Below are 21,067 nucleotides of genomic sequence, written 5' to 3'. Positions count from 1 at the left end.
ATCCCCCTTTGTTCCCGCCCCCTTTGGTGATTGCGGGTGGTGTGCTCAGCGTCCCGCCAGGGCGGCCAGGGGTGGCCGACCGGGCAGGTCTTCCTCGGCTTCGTCCCGGCGTTCGGCGGGCATCTCGATAAGGACGGCAAAGCCGCCCTCGACCGGTTCGAGCGTCTCGAAACGGTGATCCTCGCCGTACGCCTGGTCAAGCCTGTCACGAATGTTCGATAGGCCAACGCCGGTGGATACCGGCTCCCCTCCATCGTAGGTCATGCCCGACAACCTGTTGTCGGTGGTGGCGCTTTGCAAGCCCGGCCCGGTATCGGAGACGGTAATGCGAAGCGTAGGGCCGATGAGCTGCGTGGCGATGGTGATCTCGGCCCCGGTTTCCTGCGGGCTCACGGCATACTTGATGGCGTTTTCGACCAGCGGCTGGAGCAGCAGCGAGGGCAGCAGACACTTCTCGGTGGCGGGATCGATGGTGAAGGTGGTGCGCAGCCGTTCCTCGAAGCGCATGCGCTCGATGTCGAGGTAGAGCTTCAGCGTCTCGACCTCCTGCGCCACGGTCACCCGCGCCGAGGGCTTGTTGACGAGGGTGTAGCGCAGGAACGAGGAAAGCCGGCTCAGCATCGCGTTCGCCGGCTCGGTCTGCTTGAGCAGCACCAGCGTCGAGATCGAGTTGAGCGTATTGAACAGGAAGTGCGGGTTGAGCTGGTAGCGCAGCATGGCCAGCTGCGCGCTCGTCGCCTGGCTTTCGAGCCGGATCAGCTGGTCGTTCTGCTCCTCCACCTGGAGGTAGAAATTGATCGCGTAGTAGAGCGCGGACCAGGCGCCCAGCAGCGTCGCGTCGATGTAGAGCACGCCCAGGAACAGCTGGGTGAAGCTGGCGTCGCTGTCGGTGCGCCAGAGCGACCAGACCCAGGCGTCGATGAAGGCGTGGAGCGAGACCGCAAAGGCCAGGATCACCGCGGTCAGGCCCCAGGTGATGATCGGGCGGCGCGCGATGAGCCCCCGGTAGATCACCGAGAGGACGAGCGAGATCGAGAAGCCGGTGATTGTCTGGATCAGCACCAGGACCAGCGAGGTCAGGGGCTGGTTGTTGGCGATCATCGACATCGTGCGCAGCAGCATCGCACCGGCCCAGCCGGCGGTCTGCAGGCGCCAGAAGGCCTTGTCCTTGTTCGCGAAGAACGGAATCGGCTGGATGGGCAGTACGCGCATGACCATGGTCTAGCCTAGATTGGGGGCGGGCCGAAACCGGGCCGCCTGAAAAGCAGTGGGCTCAGCTGTCCTGTGCGGAGCGTGCGGCGCGCGCTTCGTCGAGCGCGCGGGACAGCTGGTCGATGCCGACCGCGCCTGCGATCAGGGCGTCGCCCGCGACCCAGCTTGGCGTGCCGGTGAAGCCCAGTTGGCTCGCCATCTTGAGGTTGCGCTGGATCTCTTCCTCGACCGTCGGGCTATCGGCCACGCGGCGCGCGCGCTCCATGTCGAGACCGACCTTCTGCGCGACCGCCTCGATGGTGGCGTCATCGACCTGACCTGCTGCGTACATTGCGTCGTGGAACGCCGGGTACTTGCCCTGTTCGGCGGCGGCGAGCGCCATGCGCGCGGCGGCCGGGCTTGCCGGGCTGATCACGGGCAGTTCGCGCACGACGATGCGCAGGTCCGGATTCTTCGCGATCAGAGCCTGCACGTCGGGCAGGCTCTGGCGGCAGTAGCCGCAGGCAAAATCGCTGAATTCGACCAGCGTCGTGGTGCCATCGGGGTTGCCCAGGACCGCGCCGGGAAAGGGGGTCTCGACGCTCTGGCGCACCCCGGCGAGTTGCTCTTGCGATTCGCGCTTCTGCAGGTTTTCCATCGCCTGGGGCAGGATCTCGGGGTGTTCGAGGATGTAGTCGTGGACCACGCGTTCCACCGCCATGCGGCCGCCAAACCAGCCGCCCGCGCCAATCACGGCGATGGCGGCAATCCCGGCAGCAAGCTTCGTTCCCATTCCCATGTGTATCCTGGCGTCCTGTCTGGTCTGTCGAGGGTGGTCGGTGGTTGTGTGCAGGCGCCCTAGCGGCGCTCGGCGCGGCGTTCCAGTTCGGCGCGCGCCTGCATCTCGATATCCTGGGCACGAAGCCAGTCGGCGGAGTATTCCGGCAGGCCCGCCTCGGCGGCCTGGGCGCTGCGCAGGGCCTCGGCCATGCGGCCCGAGAGGGCCTGCTGTTCGGCGCTGGCGAGGTAGGCGCGGGGCATGTCGTTGTCCTGCGCGTAGATGACGCCCAGCTGGTACCAGGCAAAGGGGTTCTCACGGTCGCGCACCACGGCGGCCTTGAGCACGCGGCGCGCCTCGTCGTGGTTGGCGCGGTCCTCGGTGGCGATCAGCGCGTGGCCGAAGAGGGTGGCGATGAGCGGCTGGTTCCCGGTTTCCTGCGTGGCCTTGCGCAAGGGCTCGAGCGCCTTCTTGGGCTGCCCGCTTTCCAGCAGGATCTGCCCCTGCATTTCCAGGAAATAGGGATCGTCGGGATCGGTCTCGACCAGGGCGGCGACTTCGGCGCTCGCCTTTTCGAACTGGTTCTCGCGGTGGTAGGCGTAGGCGCGGGCGTAGCGTGCGGGGACCGTGTTGACGGTCGTGGGGTACTCGCGAAAGACGAGGCGCGGCTCGGCCAGATAGCCGAACAGCTTGGCCTTCATGCGCACGAAACGCTTCTGCATGGCCGCATCGGCCGGTTTATCCCAGGCCGGGTCCTTCTGGTAGGTGTCCTGGAGCGTCTGGATGCGGTCCCCGGTAAGCGGGTGGGTGGAGAAGAACTCGTCGCCCTCCTGCGGACGATAGCCATGACGAAACTCGAGGTTCTGCAGCTTTTTGAAGAACTCGATCGAGCCGCGCCCGCTGATCCCGGCCTGGGAGAGATACTCCGCGCCTGCCGCGTCGGCCGAGGCTTCCTGGGAGCGGGTGTAGGCGAGGAACTTGCCCATCGCGGCCTGCTGCCCGGCCATCATCACGCCAAGGCCCGCTTCCGCGCTACCGGCCGCCGCCGCCGCCGCGCCCAGCAGCAGCGAGAGGATCGAGATATTGCTCGCCGCCGAGGCACCCGGGCGCAGCACGGCATGCCCGCCCGTGACGTGGCCCAGCTCGTGCGCGATCACGCCCTGGACTTCCTCGGCAGTGTCCGCCTCGTTGATGAGGCCTGCATTGACGTAGACCGCCTGGCCGCCTGCAACGAAGGCGTTGACCGACATGTCGTTGACGAGAACGATGTCGACGTTCTCGGGCTCCAGCCCGGAGGCCGCGATCAGGGGCTCGGCCATGTCATGGAGCAGCGCCTCGGTCTCGGCGTCGCGCAGGATCGATTGCGCGGCGGCCGGGGTGGCCGACCAGCCCAGCAGGGCCAGAACGGAAATCAGGGCAGCGGCGAAACGCATCAACGGCATGGTGCCTCTAGGGCCTTTCGGGCCTTAACCGGTGCTGAAGCGCCCTTCAGACAGGGCGCCGGGGAACGGTGCGAAGCCTAGCGAGGGCGATGGGCCGTGGGAAGTGGGGAACAGGGAAGGATAACGCCCTTTGACGCCGGAACGGACGACAACACGTCCTTCGGCCACCGCTGCATGCGGAACGTGAGGTCGACAGTTCGGGGAGCCCGAGGGCGATGGCCCTCGGATATCTCTAGTTCTGCCTGCCGGGTTTGCTCAATCGAGCAGGTGGCGCGCCGCGCGGTCCAGCAGGCGCGCGTCGTCGTCGATCTCGCCCAGCAGGATGAGCCGCCCCTCGGGGGTGCGGCGGGCGACGAGGACGGCAAATTCGCTGCCCTGCGCGCTCTGTTCGAAGGGCTTGGGCGGCATCTGGCGCAGCGCGGCCAAGAGTTCCTCGTGGCGGGCGATCAGGGCGCTGGCGTCCCCGGCCTCGGCGCGGCGCATGTCGCGCTCGGCCCGGACAACGGCCTTGAGGCCGCCGGGCGTCGTGGCGAGCAGGTCCTTGAGACCCCCGCGGGCAAGGCCCAAGCGCTGGCCGTGGGCCATGGCGGTGGCAAATTCGGTGAGGCGCGTCTTGTCGTAGTCGGTCCCGAAGACGAGCTTGGCCACGGGCAGCAGCGGGGCGCGCTCCTGCACGGTGATCTCGGCCTGGGCGAGCAGCTCGGCGTACGCGTCCGGAGCTTCTTCGGTGGCCAATGCGAAGTCGTAGGCGCGTCCGATGGCCGCGTAGAGCGCCTCGCGCGAGCGGCTTTCGCAGCCGCGCGCCAGACGCGCTTCCTCACGTGCCGCGCCCAGCCAGTCGGCGAGGTCGCGCGGGGCGGGGGGCGCAAAGCCGGTCGGCGCGCTGGCGGCCAGGTCCGCCGGATCGACGAGGCCGAACTGCGCGGTCGGCAGTTCGAGCGAGAGCGCAGGCAGTTCGAGACCGCGGGCGATATCGAAGGCCTCATCGGCGGGGCCATCGGCCCATTCGGTCATCGGGGTCGTTTCGCGCAGCATGGCGGGCACGCTATCGTCGGCCTGCGCGGGCGCATCGCCCCCGCGTGCCGCGCGCGCCTGCGCCTCGGCCGCGCTCAGCGTCTTCCAGTTGATGACGCCCAGGATCGCATCGATGGTGGCATCGTCGCGCGCGAAGGGGAGCAGGATCCCGCGGTAGAGCACGGTCTCGCCGCGCTGGTTGACGAATTCGGCCTCGAACCCGATCGGGGCCTGGTTCGCGAGGATCTGCATGTAGTGGTCAGTGATGCGCGAGAGCAGCGAGCGGCTGGGCACCTCCGCAAGGGTGCGGATCGGCGTGTCGAGGTCGCACTCCTGCGCGAGCGTGGCGCCCACGAACCGGACGATGGGGTCTTCGATCCCCTCGGCGAAATCGAGGAGGACGCTGTTGGGCCCGAAGTCGAAGATCGTCTCGGGGGCAAGGTCGTCGGTGTGGGGAAAGGCGCGTTCGCCCAGAAGGCCGGCCCAGAAGTTGTAGGCGCGCACCTGCATGCGCCGCTCGTCGCGGCCCACGCTGGCAGGCGTGTCCGATTCGGTGTTGCCCGCCTCCTCGAAAGGCACGTCGGGCTCGGAAAACTGACCGCGCAACGTATCCATGTGAAACCCCAAGTCTCCGACAGGCCCATCGTCATGCCTTGCCGTGGTAAAATAATCTTTAAATGCGCGCCCCAGTGGCTCAATGGGGGGATCAATTGGAGGCTCAGTCCTCGCCGACGAGACCTTCGCCCAGACGTGGCAACGGGGCGAGCACGCGCAGCAGCAGGAACCCTGCGAGGAGCGCGACCGATCCGGCGTGGAGCGCGAAGGGCAGCCCCTTCCAGTCCGCCAGCGCCCCCCAGATCCACGCGCCGATGGCCATGCCCCCGAAGGTGACCGCCTGGTAGATCGAAAGGCAGCGGCCCAGGATCGATTCGGGCGAGCGCAGCTGGACTGCGGTGTTGATGGTGGTGAGGATCAGCACCCAGGCCATCCCCGAGATGAACGCGGCAGGCAGGGCAAGCGGAATCGTGCGGACCTCAGCGATGATCGAGAGGGAAACGACAAAAGCCCCCGTGCCCAGCATCAGGATGCCCTCGAGGCCGAGCTTGCGCCGGATGGTCGTGCCGAACGGGGCCGCGCAGATCGAGCCGATCCCGAACAGGCCGAGCATCATGCCGAAGTCGATCTCGGTGCCCCCGATCTGGTCGCTCACCACGGTGGGCAGCAGCGCCTGGTAGGCCGAGAGTCCAAGGCCCAGTGCGAAGCTGCGGGTGAGGATCCGGCGCAAGGGGCGGGTTGTCGCGCAGTAGCTGAGCCCGGCCCAGACGGCGGGCAGGATCGGGGTCGGGGCGATCTTGCGGTGCTGCGGGCGCCACCACAGCAGCACACCGATGAGGCCGATGTAGCTGACCGCGTTGATCGCAAAGGCGAAGGAGACATCCCAGATCGAGATGAGGAGGCCGCCCAGTGCAGGGCCTACCGAACGCGCGATGTTGAAGGAGATCGAGTTGAGCGCAATCGCCTGGGGAATCTGGCGCGGCGCGACGACCTGGCGCACCGAGGCCTGCCAGGCGGGCGCGTTGAGCGCGGTGCCGATGCCCACGCTCAGCGTGAAGGCGAGCAGCAGGATGGGCGAGATGAGCCCGGCATAAGTGAGCCCCGCCAGCAGGCTTGAGACAAGCAGCATGCCCGATTGCGCGATCAGCATGACGATGCGGCGGTCGTAGTTGTCGGCAATTGCGCCCGCAAACACGCCAAAGAGCATGATCGGTACGGTGGTCGAGGCCTGGACCAGTGCGACGAGCTGGTGCGAGCTCGTCAGGTCGGTCATCAGCCAGGCCGCGGCCACGCCCTGCATCGTCGCGCCCAGGTTCGAGAACAGGTTCGCGATCCAGATCGAGCGGAAGACGGGGTGGCGAAACGGAGAAAACGGGCCGTCAGGACCGCCGGGCGAGGTCTGCGCTGTCGCCGAAGGCGGGCGGGGGCTTTGCTGCGATCCTTCCACGCTTTCGGCGTTAGGGGGCACGGCGCGCGGCGGCAAGCCTTATGGGCCTGTCCAGGCGGTAAATGGCGTGCCTAGAGCAAATAGCGCATGCGGATCGTCAGGCGGGTATTCTCCGCACCGGTGGCGAAGGCGGCCTTGTCGAAAGCCGGCGGCCCCATGCGCACGGGCGCATCGCGCGAGAAGCCGAAGCCTCGCGGGGGATGATGAGGGCCTTGTCGAGCTTGCCGTTGGCGTTTTCGTCGTGGATCAGCGCGACGGCGTAGCGCCCCTGCGCGACCGGTCCGAAGTCGAGTTCCACGTCCTTGCTGGCCGGAACGATCAGGCGGTGCGCCTCGGGGTCCTTGTCGCAGTCGGGAAAGGTGTCGGGATTGCGGGTCAGGCAGGCCAGGATCTGCCCCTTGGTGGAGCGAAGGTCGGTGATGCGGGCGGTGACGTGGGGCATTGCGCCCTTCGCGGCGAGCGCACTGGTGACGACCTTGGCCGCGGGCGCCGAAGCGCCCTCGTCCCCTGTTGCCCCCATCGCGAGCGGGGCAAGGGCGAGCAGGCTCAGGGCGTGGATATACCCCGGTCGGTCCCGCAGAGGTGGTCCCAGAACCGGAAATAGAGGCCGTAGTTGCATCGGTACTGCTCGTGGTGGCGGTTGTGGTGCGAGGCGGTGATCAGCCAGTGGCCGAGCCGCGAGCGGACAAGGGCCTGGGGGAAAATCTCCCAGCCCATGTGGTTGGTAATGCCCATCACGGTCATGATGGTGAGCACGAGGCCGAGCATGGCCACGTGGATCGGGATGAGAAAGACGAGCGCAGGGATCACCACCGCGCCCGTCACTGCCTCGACGGGGTGGAAGCTCATCGCCGCCCAGGCCGTCGGCGGGCGGCTGGCGTGGTGGACCGCGTGGGCGATGCGGAACACGCGCGGGCGGTGCATCCAGCGGTGGGTCCAGTAGAACCAGGTGTCGTGCGCGAAGAGGAAGAGAAAGACCGAAAGCGGCATCCACCACACAGGGTAGGCGGAAAAATCGGTGTAGATGCGCGTCCAGCCATGGGCCTGCCAGCCCCAGGCCACGATCCCGGCGGGAACACCGTAGATCCCGGCCGAGAGCAGTGACCAGAAGATCTCGCTGCGGATCTGGCGGTCCATCCCGGCATAGAGCCCGGGCCGGGCGCGCCGGGTGATGAGCGCGAAGAGGCCGGAGGTCGCCAGATAGCGCCCGCCCACGATGGCCGTCATGGCCAGAGCCGAGACGAGAAGGGCCCAGAGGCCGGGGGCGGACAGCGATCCCATATACCCACTTATGCCTGCCTGCTGGACGCCTGCAAAGCCATGGCGGGAAAAGATACGCCGAATTCAGTGCGATCCGGATTCAGAAGAACAGGACGAGATATCCGAGGGCCATCGCCCTCGGGCTCCCCAAACTGTCGATCTCACGTCCCGCGCGCAGTCTGGGTCAAGACAGGTGAGGTCGACAGTTTGGGGTCAAGGGGCGATGGCCCCTTGAATCATCTCTTTTGCCCTTGTGGTAGGGCCAGAAACGAAACGATCCCGAGAGCAGGGCCCCCGGGATCGTCGTGTTTGCATGCGATGGCGCGGCAGGATCAGCCCGCGCGGCGCACCGCGTTCTTGTGCGTGCCCACGCTCTTGCCGCCGCGGGGACGGAAGCGGCGCTTGTGCTCGCCTTCGCCCGCGCCGCCCGCGTTCGCGCCGTTGTTGCGCTCGCCGCGCGGAGCTTCGCGGCGATCCTGGCGCTCGCCTTCACCGCCCTGGCGATCGCGGCGCAGCTTGCCGCCGCCCGAACGGCCACCCTGACCACCGCCGTTGCCACCCCTGGCGTTGTTGCCGCCGCGGCCACCGCCCGAGCGGCCCTGGCCCTGAGGCTCAGGCTTGCGGCGGGTGGGAGCGGGCAGGCGGCGCGCCTCGACCACGAAATCCTCGGGCAGGCCGAGCGCGGTCAGCTTGACGCGGGTCAGGCGCTCGATGTCGCGGATGTAGGGCTTCTCGTCCGGCGCGACGAAGCTCACGGCCACGCCGTCGGCACCTGCACGCGCGGTGCGGCCGATGCGGTGGACGTACTGCTCGGGCACGTTCGGGATCTCGAAGTTGTAGACGTGGGACACGCCCGAGACGTCAATGCCGCGCGCGGCGATGTCGGTCGCGACAAGGACGCGGATCGTGCCCTGGCGGAAGCCGCCGAGCGCGGCGGTGCGCTGGGCCTGGCTCTTGTTGCCATGGATCGCGGCGGCGGGAATGCCGGCGGCGGTCAGGTGGCGCACCACGCGGTCCGCGCCGTGCTTGGTGCGGGTGAAGACAAGCGCGCGGTCGATCGCGCCGTGCTCGGCCTTTTCAGCGGCGTCCTCGGCGAGGCCTTCCCGCAGGCGGATGGTGAGCAGCGCCTGCTTCTCGGCCTGGTTGATGAAGGTCGCGTACTGTTCGACGCGCTCGGCCGTGGTCGACTGCGGGGCGACTTCGACCTTGATCGGGTTGTTGATGAACTGCTTGCCCAGCTCGGCGATGGCCTGGGGCATGGTGGCCGAGAAGAACAGGCTCTGGCGCTGCTTGGGGAGCAGGGCGGCGACGCGCTTGAGCGGCACGATGAAGCCCAGGTCCATCATCTGGTCGGCTTCGTCGAGCACGAAGATCTCGACGTGCTTGAGGGTCAGCGCGCGGCTGTCGATGAGGTCGAGCAGACGGCCCGGCGTTGCGACAAGGACGTCGCAGCCACGCTCGAGCGCGCGGGCCTGCTTGCCCGCCGGAACGCCGCCGAAGACGCACTGGATCGAGAGGTTGAGGAACTTGGCATAGCCCCGCATGTTGTCGGCGATCTGCGCGGCCAGCTCACGCGTCGGCGAGAGCACCAGCATGCGGCAGCCCGCGTTCTGGCGCGGCTTGGGATCGGCGGCGAGGCGGTGCAGCGAGGGCAGCGAGAAGGCCGCCGTCTTGCCGGTCCCGGTCTGCGCGATGCCCAGCAGGTCACGGCCCTCGAGCAGCGAGGGGATCGACTTGCGCTGGATCGGCGAGGGATCGGTATAGCCCTTGGCCTCGAGCGCACGCAGCAGGGGCTCGGCCAGACCAAGGTCGGAAAAATAGGACATGCACGTCACTTTCAAGTTGTCATGCTTGGTGCGCGCCGGAAATATCGAAGCAAGCGCGCGCACGGCAAGGTGTCGTTCGGGCGACCCTGCGTGAAGAAGGAAGCTTGGTTCTATCGCAACCGCTCGTCCGGGCCGGTCCGGGATTTTTCGGCTTTTCGCCTATCCCTGGACCTCACGCCGCTCGCGGACTGCAGCGCAGGAATCACTCCTGCGCGCCGGTTGCGAGATGGCAGATAGGGGCGTTCTGTGGAAAACGCAAGATAATTGCGCTTGCCGGTCCGATCCGAATCGGCTGAGCATGGGGCCCATGTCCGAGGTCCCCTCTCCCTGCCGCAACACCTGTGCGCTCGATTCCGCTCGGCGGGTCTGCCGCAGCTGCCACCGCACGATCGAGGAAATCGTCGCCTGGCCCCGCCTCGATGAGGCGGGCAAGCGCGCGGTCTGGGCGCGGCTGGATGCGTTGGCGACAAAGTGAGGAAGCCGATGCGCGAGCCTGACTTGCAGGTTGATGGCTGGTGTCTGTACGATGGCGAGGTCTAACACGCCGCCGCGCCGGATACGTTCTGGATACCCTCCCTGGGTGAGCGAGAGAACCTGGCGTCGGGCGATCTGGTGAAGCTCATCTTCCGGATTTAGGTCGATTGCCCCGATGAGCCGGTTGCCGTCGAACGCATGTGGGTCCTCGTCCGCGCGCGCTACGACGGAGGATTTCTGGGCCTTCTCGACAACGATCCCAGCAGCATCCGCGAGAACGACACGTTCTGGAGCGGAATCGAGCTTCCTTTCCAACCGCGCCATGTGATCGACATCGACAAGGGGGATGCCAATACGCGCGCACTTGCGCAGAGCACCCCAAGGCGGCGCTGGCCAGGAGCCCAGGCAGTCTAGCTCAGCTCTCCCGGTCCCACTTCTGCGTTTCGGGGTCGGCGCTCACCACCAGGCGGCGCAGGGCGGCGCGGGCAAGGCGCTCGACCTCGACCTTGCGGCGCGCAGCGGCAAGCTGACGCAAGGGGGCCGGCCGCAGGATCTCGGCGTCGTAGCTGTCCGCCACGATCACCCCGCAGGTGTCGGGCAGGAACGCCTCGGTGTCCAGCGGGGCGCGGTCGAGCGCGGGGGGCAGCGCCCAGTAGAACCTGTCGCAGAACTCGAGATAGTCGGTCCACTTGTCATCGCCGAGCAGATCGGCCCGACTCACCTTGATCTCCACGATGATGACTTGCCCGCGCGCGTCCACGCCCATCAGGTCCGCGCGTCGACCGTTGCGCAGCATCATCTCGGGCAGGCACCAGATGTCGTTGCGGGCAAAGAGCCGCGAGACGCCGCGCACGACGTCGGTGGCAACGATGGAGGCGCCGCTGTCGGCAGCGGGATCGGGACGAATCGAATCGGTGACGGCCATGACCGCCATGATAAGAACAAAATGGGAACTTGCAACGTGTGGCGGACAGCTCAGGCCATTCGGCGCGCGGTCCCCTGCGGACTGAGGGCCAGATGGAGGAGCCCGTCGCGGGTGCGCACGAACTCGCTCCACAGCGCGCGGGCGGCGGCCTGGGGATGGCTCCCGCGCGCAAGGGCGGCGAGCAGTGCGGACAGTCCCGCCTCCATGATCGCCGAGAGGTCCGCGATTTCCTGTTCGGCCTGGAGGCGGCGCTCCTCTCCGGCATCGCGGACTTGCGCGGGGAATGCCCGGATGGCCTGGGTAAGCGGGGGGCAAGGCGTCCCGGCGATGCTGGCAATGGCTTGCGCGGCATCATGCAGGGCCGACCACTTCATCGACAGCGCGCTGGCCGATCCGTTTCCGAACTGGGCGCGCCCCGACCGGCCAGATCCAGAACCTGTGGCGGCAAATTTGCCCGTCTTGTGCGGAGTCGCGTCCATAATCAGCCCAATCTAGGCGCGGCGCGCTTGCCAATTTCCTAACTGCCGCGCATTCATGCGGCGAACCCGCGCCTCTTCTGGGTGAAGTTCCTGCACATGCGGATGGATTTGGCGCTGGCGTCCCTGCCAAGGCTCTGCTAGGCGGCGCTTTACTGCACCCGTAGCTCAGCTGGATAGAGCGCTGCCCTCCGAAGGCAGAGGCCACAGGTTCGAATCCTGTCGGGTGCGCCAGCCTTCTCAGAGACTTATCGATCATTGAAGGGTTCTTTTTGGGCCCTTCTCCCGGATTATCCCCGGATAATTCGCCTTTGGCGGGTGTCTGAAGCAGGCCCTTGGCCATCTGGATGCAGCGAGCAAAATAAAACCGCTGGGAGGACTGCCATCCTCACCAGCGGTCGATACGAAGCTGTAGCTACCCTTCTTCCCTACGCCATCGCCGAATCGCCTGCAAGGCGGAACCTCGTTGGAGGTGCGCCATGACAGGTGTCACGCAAAAGCATGGTGGCCTGCACGCGGCGATAAGCGGCAAGTGGGCGCTGATTGACCTTATCCGCGAGGTTGGCCGGGACGGCCTCAAACTCAACGCGCGTCAGATCCGTTACCTTGAGCTGTGCATCAAGTGGTGCCGCGACGGCGACTTTCGGCGCGGGGCAATCTGCGCGCATTGGAACAGCGTCGACGCCGTGGCGGGAGAGCTCGGTTGCAGTCCTCGGCAAGTCTGGAACATCGAGACATCGCTCGAGCAGGCCGGGCTGATCCAGCGCACGTTCGGGAAGAACGGCCGCCGCTGCGCCAAGCGGGACAGTTCCGGGCAAATCGCATGGGCTGCCGGGATCAATTTGTCGCCGATGCTCACGCAAGAGAAGCAAGCCTACCTTCTCGACCTCCAGAAGGAGCTCAGCGAAGAGCGGGCCGCGCTGGAAATCTTGCGCGCTGAAATCCAACTCGTACGGCGCCGGATCCAGGTCTGCGGAGACACTGGTGCAATCCGGAAGATGGATGCGATCCTGCCTGGCGGGCGTACATCGCGTCTGCGGGACAGGCCCCACCTCGAGGAACTTCTTGCTGCCCTGCAGTCCGTTCGGACCGCCATTTCCGCAGCTTGCGGTGCAACCAAAATTTCCGATGAGGATGCAAAAACTGCCGACGCGTCGGAAATTTCTGGGGCACCATATACCCCTCTTAAACCCTCTAAAAACTTTCGTACGGCTCCGGCCGCGAGCGAAGTGGCTTCTGTCACGCCGCGCCAAGCCATGCTTCTCGCGTCGACCTCCTATCGGATGCGGGTCGAAGCTCTGGGCGGCCCCAGTCCGGTAAACTTGATCGAAGCTTCCGCACAGGCCTGTGCCGAACTTGGCATAGGGCCTGCTGGATGGGGCTCAATTTGCGAGCGCTTGGGGCGCGAAGCGGCCGCCTTGGCCATTCTTGTCATCGACAGAAATGCCCGCCTACCGAAGGATGATCGCTACTACGCGCGCCATCCTGCTCGATGCGCCTTCGGCTTGGCCAAGCGGCTAGGCGGGGGGAATCTTCAGGGCATGTTGATGGCTGGCCTGCGCATGGATCTCGATCGCGAGCTGCCGCGCCAATTCGCAAGGTCCGAGCCGACAGAGGAGTGCCGGTACACAGCGCAGGATCTCACAGCGTCTTTCCTCGCAAACTTTCAATTGGAGGTGCTGCCATGAGCGCTTGTTTGCTCTACCGGCCGCAGGGCCGCCTTGGCTCCACAGGGGACCGCCCCCGTTCTTCAATAGTCGGCACGACCTCGAGGCCACCGCTCAATGACGGAAAGGGAATAGGGGATCACACTCCACGTTACGGCGTAACGGGCACTGCGATGGCCAACACCCGCAGAATTGCGCGGTTCTACTGCGTAGGCCGTGTTCTAGGGCGATCGGCAAAGCTGGCTTTGTGGACTGTTCGACGTAGAGCATCCTTCTACATCCGTCGTAGAGGCGCAGGAATCTGCGGTTTGTGGCGTAGCCTTCCGATCGAAGGAGGCGCGGCGTGAGCCAAGTGAATGTGGCCTATGACGACGCGCTCCTGCGCCGTCTCGATGCCCTTGCAGAGCGGCAGAACGTGTCGCGGCCAGACCTGTTTCGGGCTCTTGCCGAAGAAGCCATTCGCGCGGATGAACAGGGCCGCGCCATGTTCGATCCTCCTGAGCAACCGGTACGTCCCGATGACGCGGTGCGCCTGGTTCAGGAGCTCAGCGCCTTGCGTATCGATCTCGATCGCTTGCTGCGCTCGGCGGAGAAGCGCGAGCGCAACCTTCTAGTGGCGGCCCACGCGACCGAAGAGGCCAACCGCGACGCCAGAGAGGTTCATGCGAAGGAACTCGCCGACCGTTTCCGGGAGGGAAGTTCACCGTTCTTCCTGGCTCTTCGGGAGATGCAAGAACAGGTCGCCAGTAAATTGGATGAGGCCGTGTCGGCCGTTCAAAAGCCATCGGGTCAGGCGGCAATCGAAGCGCATCTCGTATCCTTGCGGAAAGAAGTTCAAGCCGGCCTCAAGCAGACGCGCCCTTCGCTCCACTGGCACTTCTTCGACACGTTCAAATTGGCGAGCTGGGAAACCGCTTTCCTCCTCGTCGTGGGCCTAATTGCCCTTTCGATTGTACAGGTGGGAGCCGCGAAAGTCCTGCCTTACAGCTGGATCGCGACGCCTGTCTCTCGCGCCCTCTACGGCTCTGCCGACATTGGCATCTGCGAGCTCTACCGTTCGTCCCGCCGACTGGATCAGTGCCCGGCCCTTGCCCCGGTGAAGACCGGAGGGCAGTCATGATTTCGATTGGAGCCGTGGCAGGCGATGGCGCCGCGTATTACGCATCCGACAACTACTACACAGCGGATGAGGCCGTCGAGCAAAGCGAGTGGGTCGGTCTGGGTGCCGATGCGCTGGGCCTATCCGGCAAGGTGGATCCGGAGATCTTCGAGCGACTGCTTCTGGGAAAACTGCCCGATGGCAGCCAGTTGGACGCCCGTCGTGGCGAGCACCGGCCCGGCCTCGATCTGACTCTGTCCGTCTCCAAATCGGTGTCCCTGCTGGCGATCATCGGCGGGGATAAGCGGATCGTTAGCGAACTGAAGCAGGCAGTAGGCGCCACCCTGGACTGGGTCGAGAAGAACCTCATCGAGACCAAAGTCTGGGATGGGGAGCGCCAGCAGGTCGAGCGCAGTGGCAATCTCCTGGCCGCGACCTTTCTGCACGATGTGAACCGGAACGCAGAGCCCCAATTGCACGTCCACGCCGTGCTGATGAATGCGACCACGGCGTCCGATGGAAAATGGCACGCGCTCAGGAACGATGAACTCTTCCGTCGTCAGCATACCATCAGCGCAGTCTTCAATTCCGAACTGCGTAGCCGACTCGAGGGGCTCGGCTACGAGACCACTCCGGCGCGTAATCCCGTGGACGGGGCCTTCGAGCTCACTGGCGTCAGTCGCGAGATCATCGAGGCCTTCTCGACCCGTTCGACCGAAATCCGGGAAGCGTTGGATGCGGAAGGGCGGGGCTCGCCTCGCGAACGGGAGATCGCAGCCCTGGCCACGCGGAAAGGGAAGGAGGTCGCGCCCGATCCGGCAAAGCGCGCGGAAGGATGGCGCGATCTGGCCGCAAAGGTGGGGCTCGATGCGCAGGGGGTGGTGCGCGCATCCATTCAGCAGTTCGAGCGCGGACAGTCGATGTGGGGGCAGGTGATGGCCGGGATCAGGGGTATCGGCAATCGCGGCGCAGCTTTGGTGGCGGCCATGGGGCTTACACCGCGCGCAGACGATCCCCTTGTGCCGGAACGCATCGGTCGACTCGAACCCAAGGCATACGCTGCGGCCGAAGCGGTTGCGTCCGCTTCGCGTGACCTTTCGGAGCGCGAGGCCGGGTTTGACCGGATCGACCTGCTTGGCCGGGCGCTGGACCGGATGGGACCGATGTCCGTCGCCGAGGTTGAGCATCGGATAGACCTTTTGGTTGCGAAGGGCCTGCTCGTCGGCGGTGATCGGCTGCTGACACCAGAAACCGCTGTACGCCTCGAGGAGCGCATTCTCGGGCATCTGCAGGCCGCGCGGGGTGCATGCGTTCCCATGATGCAGCGCCCTGAGGCGGCCGCTCGGGTTCAGGAGGCCGCCCAAGACCTAGGACTGCGCCGCCTGAATCCAGGGCAGCAAAAAGCCGCCGTAGACATCCTCTCGAGTACAAACCGGGTGCACTATGTCCAGGGCGGAGCTGGCACGGGCAAATCGGCTTCTCTAAGTCCGGTCGCGCAGGTAGCGCGCGAGGAAGGGCGCGCCGTTCATGCCCTTGCCATCGCATCGGGCACCGCGCGGGATTTTGGCGAGAAGGTCGGAGTTCCCGGGCAGTCGATTGCCGCCTTCGTCGCCCGCCACAGGGGCGTGCTGGATGGCAGCGCGGGGGCGGACAAGCTCTCCGAACTGCGCAGCACTCTCAGCGGATCGTTCGTAATGGTGGACGAGGCCTCGATGATCCCCAATCAGCAGTTCGAACAGTTGCTGCGCATTGCATCCGCGCTGGGCGTCGAGCGCCTAGTCATGGCGGGCGATGTCAGACAGCTACCGCCTGTCGAAGCTGGCAAGCCTTTTGAAATGACTCAGGCAAAGGGCGCCCCCACGTCGCATATTCAGGAGAACCTGCGGGCGGCGTCACCCTTGATGAAAGAGGTGAACGCGGCCCTTGCGGAGAACGACGTCGGCGGTGCCTTCCGGCTTCTCGAAGATAGAACGACCGAGGTGGGAAACCAGGAAGCGGCCAGTCTTGCCGCCCAGCGATGGGCGTCCCTCGACGCCAAGAGCCGAGACCGCACGCTGCTCCTCGCCCCAAGCCGGGCGATGCGCAGCGCCATCAATGCCGCGGTCCAGCAGGAACTGCGCACGGCAGGGGAAATCGGAGCTGCGGCAAGTCCGCAGACCGTGCTGGAGAAAATCAACGTGACCCGCGAAGGCGCGCGGCAATTGCGCGCCTGGACCGGAGGCAACGTGGTCGAGTTCAGGACGAACCTGCCGTCCCAGAGTCTGTGGAGGGGAGAACGCGGTACGGTTATCGACCGCGAAGGAAACCGCGTTACGCTGTGCATGTCCGATGGCAGCATCAAGACCATTTCACCAGAACGCCTGCCGCGAAATCTCAAGCACGATGCCGTGTCGCTCTACCGGGAAAAGCAGATCGACCTGCATGTAGGGGACCGTGTGCGCTGGACCGACAACAACCAGAGCCGAGGGCTTCTCAACAACCAGCAATCGTCAATCACCGCGATCACCGCAGAAACAGTCACGGTGCGGCATGCCGATGGAATGGAGATCGATCTCAGGCGCGATGATCGGGCACTGGAAAAGCTCGACCTTGCCTACGCGTTGACGGTCCATGCCAGCCAGGGGATGACGGCGCAGAGCGCCATTCTTGTGATGCGCGAACAGGAGCGCCACCTGAACTCGACCCGCTCGTTCCTGGTGTCCGCGACGCGCGCGACCGACAACCTCTCCCTGATCGTCGACAACGTGCAGGGCGTGGAACGCGCGGTGATCCGCAACGCGGGCGATAAGGCGAGCGCCCTGGAAATCGCGGACCAGGGGCGCCGTCCCGGCGAATCCGAGACCGACTATCTCAAGCGCAAGCTGGGCTTCGAGGATGCCCGGCCAGACCTGAGCCAAGCCGGTGAAGCCAAACCTGAAAACGCCAAGGTCGACCTGCCTGAGCGTAACATCGAACGCAGCCGGTGAGCCCTGATGCTCACCTGTCCACACTCCCACACCTTCACATGTGAACACGAGGACGCCTGAACATGTCCACCATTGCCATCATCAGCCAGAAGGGCGGCGCCGGAAAGACGACGCTTGCCATCCATCTGGCCGCAGCCGCCGAGCGTATCGGTCAGGTGTCGCTCATCATCGACACCGATCCCCAGGCCACCGCCAGCCAGTGGGCGGAATGGCGGGAAGGTGCCGCGCCCGAAGTCATCGACAGCGCGCCGCCGCGCATCGCCGCGAAAGTCTCCGCAGCGAAGGCCCAAGGCGCGCGTTTCGTAGTGATCGACACACCGCCCCACGCCGACAGCGCCGCAACCCGAGCCATCGAGATCGCCGATCTGGTCCTTGTGCCCTGCAGACCCAGCGCCTTCGATCTCGCCGCCATCCGCACCACCATCCAGCTGGCAAAGCTCGTCGGCAAGACGGCCCATGTCGTGTTCACCGCCGGTCCACCTAACGCCCCGCGCATTTACGAGGATGCTCGCGACCTCGTCAGCGGGTTCGGGGCGCAGTGCTGTCCAGTCCTGCTACCGGACCGGGCGGTCTACCGGCACGCCAGCGCCCAGGGCGCCACCGCCTTCGAGCTCGAACCCGAGGGCAAGGCGGCGCAGGAAATCGCAGCCTTGCACATGTGGGCCTGTGCGCAGTTGAACATGTCCACATGTTCACACGGATTGGAGACCGCCCAATGAGCCGGTTTGCCAATCTGGCCGACAAGGCCCCGTCCTCCACTCCCGCAAAGGAAGCCAGTCCAGGCTCGGCAACGGATAGCCCGGTCACGCCGCCCAGTCGTGTTGGAAGGAAAGCCATCTCAGGGTACTTCTCGCCGGAGATGTCTCTGGCCATGCACATGTGTGCCCGCAAGCAGGGCATGAGCCTTCAGGACCTCATGGCCGAGGCCTTTAACGACGTCCTGAGGAAGCATGGTGAGAGCCCGATCGGCAAATAGGCCCACGCGGAAATCTGTCTCGCAAGAAGGAACTGGCGATGGAAATGCAGCAGAGCGATACTGTCTGGTCGACGCTACCCGCCGATCTGCGTCAGCAGTTGGAGGGCTTGTCGAAGCGAACCGGGCGTTCGGTGGCTTCCTATCTAGAGGAATCCTTGCGGTTGTGTCTGCAGGATTTCGAGGACGAGTGCGCCGCTCGTGAAATTGTGGCGGTGAGAAGCATCTCCGATGTTTTGATCTCAAAATGACGCGAATTCGCCAGGTGCGTGAGTGCGGGGCCAATGCACGCTCTCATGGACATGTTTAGAAGTGGCGCGGTTCTGGGGCTCATTGTCTCCCGCCTCGACCCGACCCATTTCGGACCCTCAGCGCCGGAATTCGGCGCCTAGGTCCGGACCGGCAGCTATCCCGGCAGATGTCAACCAGACCTGGCAGTTCCTTGCCCCGCGTCAGAATGGCCGCTCTTGTGCCAAAGTAGCGCAAGACTCTAATTTTGATCCTGCGCGTGTCTGACGACCAGTTTAGCTGCGGGAGAAGTCTGCGAGATTCCTGTCTGGCAAGGGCGATAGTTCATCCGTCAGCTGCGAATACGGCCTCAAGGCGCTCGATGAGACCTGCCCTACGATCGGCGGGAAGCTTGGCAAGGTTCTGCTGCCTCCACCTTACGGCGGGCAGATCGACGGCTCCGGGCAGACCAAGCAGATCCCAATCGGGCTCACCGCGCTTGAAGCCGAGCAGGAACCGGCGATGCTCGGCGGGCATGTCCGTGACTATGAGCCGCACCAGCCTTTCGCGCGCCTCGATCAGCTCACCCAGCGGCACAGGCTCTTGAGTCATGCCCTCGAACCCGCGTGCGAACTCCTCCTCGAGGTCTTTTCGCGTTGGCGCAAGGATGTCCGCCATCGGCCGGTTGTGGCTCAGGATGTAGACGACGAACGCCCGGCGAAGCTCGTCACTGATACCTTCGTTGGCCAGCAAATCCCGCACATCGAAGAGGTCCCGTGGATGCTGGCGGTCGAGTGCGGCGACGATCTTGCCTGCATAGAGATCGGCGAACGAGACCACGGCGATCCGCGCATAACCGAACGTGTCTTCGACGAGCGCCGAGACGTCCGTCTCGACAGGCTCGTAGACGGCCCCGCGCAGCCTGGTGTCACCTCAATCTTGATCTGCGCGGTGCCATCGCGAACGACCAGCCTTGTGACGATGCCTTCCTTCTGGAGCCGACTTCGCGCCACATGGACCCCGGGAATGCCAGCTTCGATCCGTTGCGCGATCCTTTCCATGCCGGCGTCAATGGCGGCCAGCGAGGCCGTTCGGTCCGCCACGGGGAGGTAGGTCAGATCGATATCGACCGACAGGCGCGGCATGTCCCTCACGAACAGATTGATCGCGGTGCCCCCTTTGAGGGCGAAGTCGGGTTCGGCAGCCACGAAAGGGATCGTGCGCAGCAGCAGCGCTACCTGATTGTGGTAGTCTTCAAGAAAGGCCATCGATCTCGTCCGGAACAGTGATGAGGTAAGTAGGATCGAGCTTGCCGCCCTTCACGAGCACGCGCTTGCCAGTACCAAGGTCCACGGCCGAGCGGTCCAGCCGCTCAAGCCAGGCATGGCGATGGCGGTCGGCGAAGTAGAAGAACAGTCGCTTCACCTTGATGCTGGTGCAGGATGCCAGCTGGACCTGCAGGCTGCGGGGACTGAGGTTCGCCAGGCCCTCCATCAGCATGTCGACCTGGTGGAAGGTTTCGCGGCCCGGCAGCTCGTCGAGAAGCTGGAACAAGGCCCGTTCGGCACTGGCGAGGCGCAGGCCCCATTTGGCAGTTCCGCCACTGATCAGAAAACCGCCTGGCAGGAAGGGAAGCGGCTCATCGCTCGCACCGCTCTGTGCATCATCGAATTGCGTGACGACCGGATCATCAGGAAACAGCCGTTGGCTGTTGTGCCAGACAAACTCGACCTCGAGGGGCAAGGCGGCAAGCCAGCCGGGCAGCCTTTGCGCGCCATAGAGGTGAACCTCCCTGCGCCGCCCCAGATAGTGGCCATACCCCAGTTCCTCCAGCGCGCTTCGCCCGCCCACGGTGACGTCGCTCTCGAGGAAGGTCTGAAGGGATATGATAGCCTCGCGCCAGCCGAGCGGGCTGTTTCCGCGGCGATATACGCGCGGAGCCGGCTGATTGAGCCATCCCGCCTTGACGTACTGGCTGCGAAGCGAGGAGGAGTAGCCGCGACGCTCCAGCCAGGCCGCATCGACAAGTGCTCCATCCGGCAGTTGCTGGAGTTGGTTCAGCTTTCCTCGGTTTCCGGTAGCCATACTAAGTTTCTTAGCGCCAATTCAAACCAAAGGGAAGTTTGGAATTTTCTGAAAAACCGTAGCATGGCTTAGCATAGTGGCGCCGTTTCAAACCCGGAGTTCGAAAGCAACGCGCCTTTGCAGGTACCACCAGCTGCCATGTAGCGATAACACTCAGCAATCCTTTGTAGGCCTCGGCGCCAGCCTGATCCGGGACGAACCACCGCGACGGATGTCAGACCTCGTTTCTGAATGCAGAATTTCCAGATGCTTCACGTGAGGCGCGATCATGAGGGCAACACTTGGCAGATCACAGAGGCGTGGAACAAGAATGACTACGGTCGGCAATGCATCTTTGGTCACTGGAGAAGTCGTGGTAGCCAAAGCCTGGGCAGCCAAGTCACGGAATTCTTGATACTTGTTCGACGGCCGAACGAAATTGGTAGGCTGGCTGGCGACGGCTGCGAAATACGTCGCTCGCAAGCCCGAGGAGACCGACGAAGGCGTCCTGCTCAACGACCTTGCCCCGAATGACGAATGTGCTGAACAGCCACGATGCATCAATCGCGCGGATCTCGGCGCGGTACCGCGCCGAGATCGCCGAGCTTGAGCAGCTTGTCGAAAACGGAGAACAGCAACTTCCAAACGATCTGGCGCAGTTGCGTCGAATGTATGCGATGGC

The 21,067-nt window shown here is 65.1% G+C and carries 19 protein-coding genes, 1 tRNA gene and 1 pseudogene; 9 read left to right on the top strand and 12 right to left on the bottom strand.

Annotation, left to right across the window (positions count from 1 at the left end):
• Window positions 1-45: 45 nt before the first annotated feature.
• The 8 genes from MBENS4_RS07450 to MBENS4_RS07415 form a co-directional block, all read right to left on the bottom strand.
• Complete coding sequence (locus MBENS4_RS07450) at window positions 46-1,212, bottom strand: sensor histidine kinase (protein WP_039389773.1); 1,167 nt, start codon at window positions 1,210-1,212, stop codon at window positions 46-48.
• Window positions 1,213-1,273: 61 nt separating this feature from the next.
• The gene (locus tag MBENS4_RS07445; protein ID WP_039389772.1) at window positions 1,274-1,984 is read right to left on the bottom strand and encodes a DsbA family protein; all 711 of its coding nucleotides are present in this window, start codon (window positions 1,982-1,984) and stop codon (window positions 1,274-1,276) included.
• A 65-nt stretch (window positions 1,985-2,049) separates the two neighbouring features.
• Window positions 2,050-3,411, bottom strand: coding sequence for a M48 family metalloprotease (locus tag MBENS4_RS07440; RefSeq protein ID WP_039389770.1), 1,362 nt, complete (start codon window positions 3,409-3,411; stop codon window positions 2,050-2,052).
• A 255-nt stretch (window positions 3,412-3,666) separates the two neighbouring features.
• A complete protein-coding gene (locus tag MBENS4_RS07435) occupies window positions 3,667-5,040 on the bottom strand; it encodes a PAS domain-containing protein (protein WP_039389768.1) in 1,374 nt (457 codons plus the stop codon).
• Window positions 5,041-5,143: 103 nt separating this feature from the next.
• On the bottom strand, window positions 5,144-6,448 hold the full coding sequence (locus tag MBENS4_RS07430; protein ID WP_084592128.1) for an MFS transporter: 1,305 nt from the start codon (window positions 6,446-6,448) through the stop codon (window positions 5,144-5,146).
• A 76-nt stretch (window positions 6,449-6,524) separates the two neighbouring features.
• The gene (locus MBENS4_RS07425) at window positions 6,525-6,947 is read right to left on the bottom strand and encodes a DUF2141 domain-containing protein (RefSeq protein ID WP_445321505.1); all 423 of its coding nucleotides are present in this window, start codon (window positions 6,945-6,947) and stop codon (window positions 6,525-6,527) included.
• Window positions 6,948-6,973: 26 nt separating this feature from the next.
• The gene (locus MBENS4_RS07420; RefSeq protein WP_039389767.1) at window positions 6,974-7,708 is read right to left on the bottom strand and encodes a sterol desaturase family protein; all 735 of its coding nucleotides are present in this window, start codon (window positions 7,706-7,708) and stop codon (window positions 6,974-6,976) included.
• Between the two features lie 311 nt (window positions 7,709-8,019).
• Window positions 8,020-9,513: a DEAD/DEAH box helicase gene (locus MBENS4_RS07415; RefSeq protein WP_039389765.1), complete on the bottom strand. Its 1,494-nt coding sequence runs from the start codon at window positions 9,511-9,513 to the stop codon at window positions 8,020-8,022.
• Between the two features lie 307 nt (window positions 9,514-9,820).
• Between MBENS4_RS07415 and MBENS4_RS24675 the strand changes: the two genes are divergently transcribed.
• Together MBENS4_RS24675 and MBENS4_RS26085 are read left to right on the top strand one after the other, a co-directional pair.
• A complete protein-coding gene (locus tag MBENS4_RS24675; RefSeq protein WP_084591999.1) occupies window positions 9,821-9,988 on the top strand; it encodes a DUF1289 domain-containing protein in 168 nt (55 codons plus the stop codon).
• A gap of 197 nt (window positions 9,989-10,185) precedes the next feature.
• Window positions 10,186-10,401, top strand: a complete 216-nt coding sequence (locus MBENS4_RS26085; RefSeq protein ID WP_039389762.1) for a hypothetical protein — start codon at window positions 10,186-10,188, stop codon at window positions 10,399-10,401.
• 1 nt (window position 10,402) lies between these two features.
• Here MBENS4_RS26085 and MBENS4_RS07405 read toward each other — a convergent pair whose 3' ends face one another.
• Both MBENS4_RS07405 and MBENS4_RS07400 read right to left on the bottom strand, forming a co-directional pair.
• Window positions 10,403-10,912, bottom strand: a complete 510-nt coding sequence (locus tag MBENS4_RS07405; protein ID WP_039389760.1) for an MmcB family DNA repair protein — start codon at window positions 10,910-10,912, stop codon at window positions 10,403-10,405.
• A gap of 50 nt (window positions 10,913-10,962) precedes the next feature.
• Complete coding sequence (locus MBENS4_RS07400; RefSeq protein ID WP_039391961.1) at window positions 10,963-11,286, bottom strand: hypothetical protein; 324 nt, start codon at window positions 11,284-11,286, stop codon at window positions 10,963-10,965.
• A 259-nt stretch (window positions 11,287-11,545) separates the two neighbouring features.
• Here MBENS4_RS07400 and MBENS4_RS07395 point away from each other — a divergent pair.
• From MBENS4_RS07395 to MBENS4_RS07365, 7 genes are all read left to right on the top strand, one after another.
• Window positions 11,546-11,622 (top strand) — tRNA-Arg (locus MBENS4_RS07395).
• A 245-nt stretch (window positions 11,623-11,867) separates the two neighbouring features.
• Window positions 11,868-13,076: a helix-turn-helix domain-containing protein gene (locus tag MBENS4_RS07390; RefSeq protein WP_039389758.1), complete on the top strand. Its 1,209-nt coding sequence runs from the start codon at window positions 11,868-11,870 to the stop codon at window positions 13,074-13,076.
• A gap of 322 nt (window positions 13,077-13,398) precedes the next feature.
• On the top strand, window positions 13,399-14,175 hold the full coding sequence (locus MBENS4_RS07385; protein ID WP_039389756.1) for a ribbon-helix-helix protein, CopG family: 777 nt from the start codon (window positions 13,399-13,401) through the stop codon (window positions 14,173-14,175).
• On the top strand, window positions 14,172-17,120 hold the full coding sequence (gene mobF / locus MBENS4_RS07380) for a MobF family relaxase (RefSeq protein WP_052322087.1): 2,949 nt from the start codon (window positions 14,172-14,174) through the stop codon (window positions 17,118-17,120). The genes MBENS4_RS07385 and mobF overlap by 4 nt, the downstream gene beginning before the upstream one ends.
• Window positions 17,121-17,182: 62 nt before the next feature.
• Window positions 17,183-17,839 carry a ParA family partition ATPase gene (gene parA / locus MBENS4_RS07375; RefSeq protein ID WP_039389754.1) on the top strand — a complete coding sequence of 219 codons (657 nt, stop codon included), beginning with the start codon at window positions 17,183-17,185 and terminating at the stop codon, window positions 17,837-17,839.
• Entirely contained in the window at window positions 17,836-18,096 is a 261-nt protein-coding gene (locus MBENS4_RS07370) for a ribbon-helix-helix domain-containing protein (RefSeq protein ID WP_039389752.1), read from the top strand. The genes parA and MBENS4_RS07370 overlap by 4 nt, the downstream gene beginning before the upstream one ends.
• 38 nt (window positions 18,097-18,134) lie before the next feature.
• Window positions 18,135-18,344 (top strand): hypothetical protein, encoded by a 210-nt coding sequence (locus tag MBENS4_RS07365; protein ID WP_039389751.1) that lies wholly within the window; start codon window positions 18,135-18,137, stop codon window positions 18,342-18,344.
• Between the two features lie 322 nt (window positions 18,345-18,666).
• On the opposite strand, the pseudogene MBENS4_RS07360 reads toward MBENS4_RS07365, so the two are convergent.
• Both MBENS4_RS07360 and MBENS4_RS07355 read right to left on the bottom strand, forming a co-directional pair.
• Window positions 18,667-19,589, bottom strand: a pseudogene (locus MBENS4_RS07360) (nucleotidyl transferase AbiEii/AbiGii toxin family protein).
• Complete coding sequence (locus MBENS4_RS07355) at window positions 19,576-20,406, bottom strand: type IV toxin-antitoxin system AbiEi family antitoxin domain-containing protein (RefSeq protein WP_039389749.1); 831 nt, start codon at window positions 20,404-20,406, stop codon at window positions 19,576-19,578. The pseudogene MBENS4_RS07360 and the gene MBENS4_RS07355 overlap by 14 nt, the downstream one beginning before the upstream one ends.
• Between the last annotated feature and the right edge of the window lie 661 nt (window positions 20,407-21,067).

The organism is Novosphingobium sp. MBES04, assembly GCF_000813185.1.
Classification (GTDB): domain Bacteria; phylum Pseudomonadota; class Alphaproteobacteria; order Sphingomonadales; family Sphingomonadaceae; genus Novosphingobium; species Novosphingobium decolorationis.
This window is presented reverse-complemented; position numbering and strand designations above follow the sequence as displayed.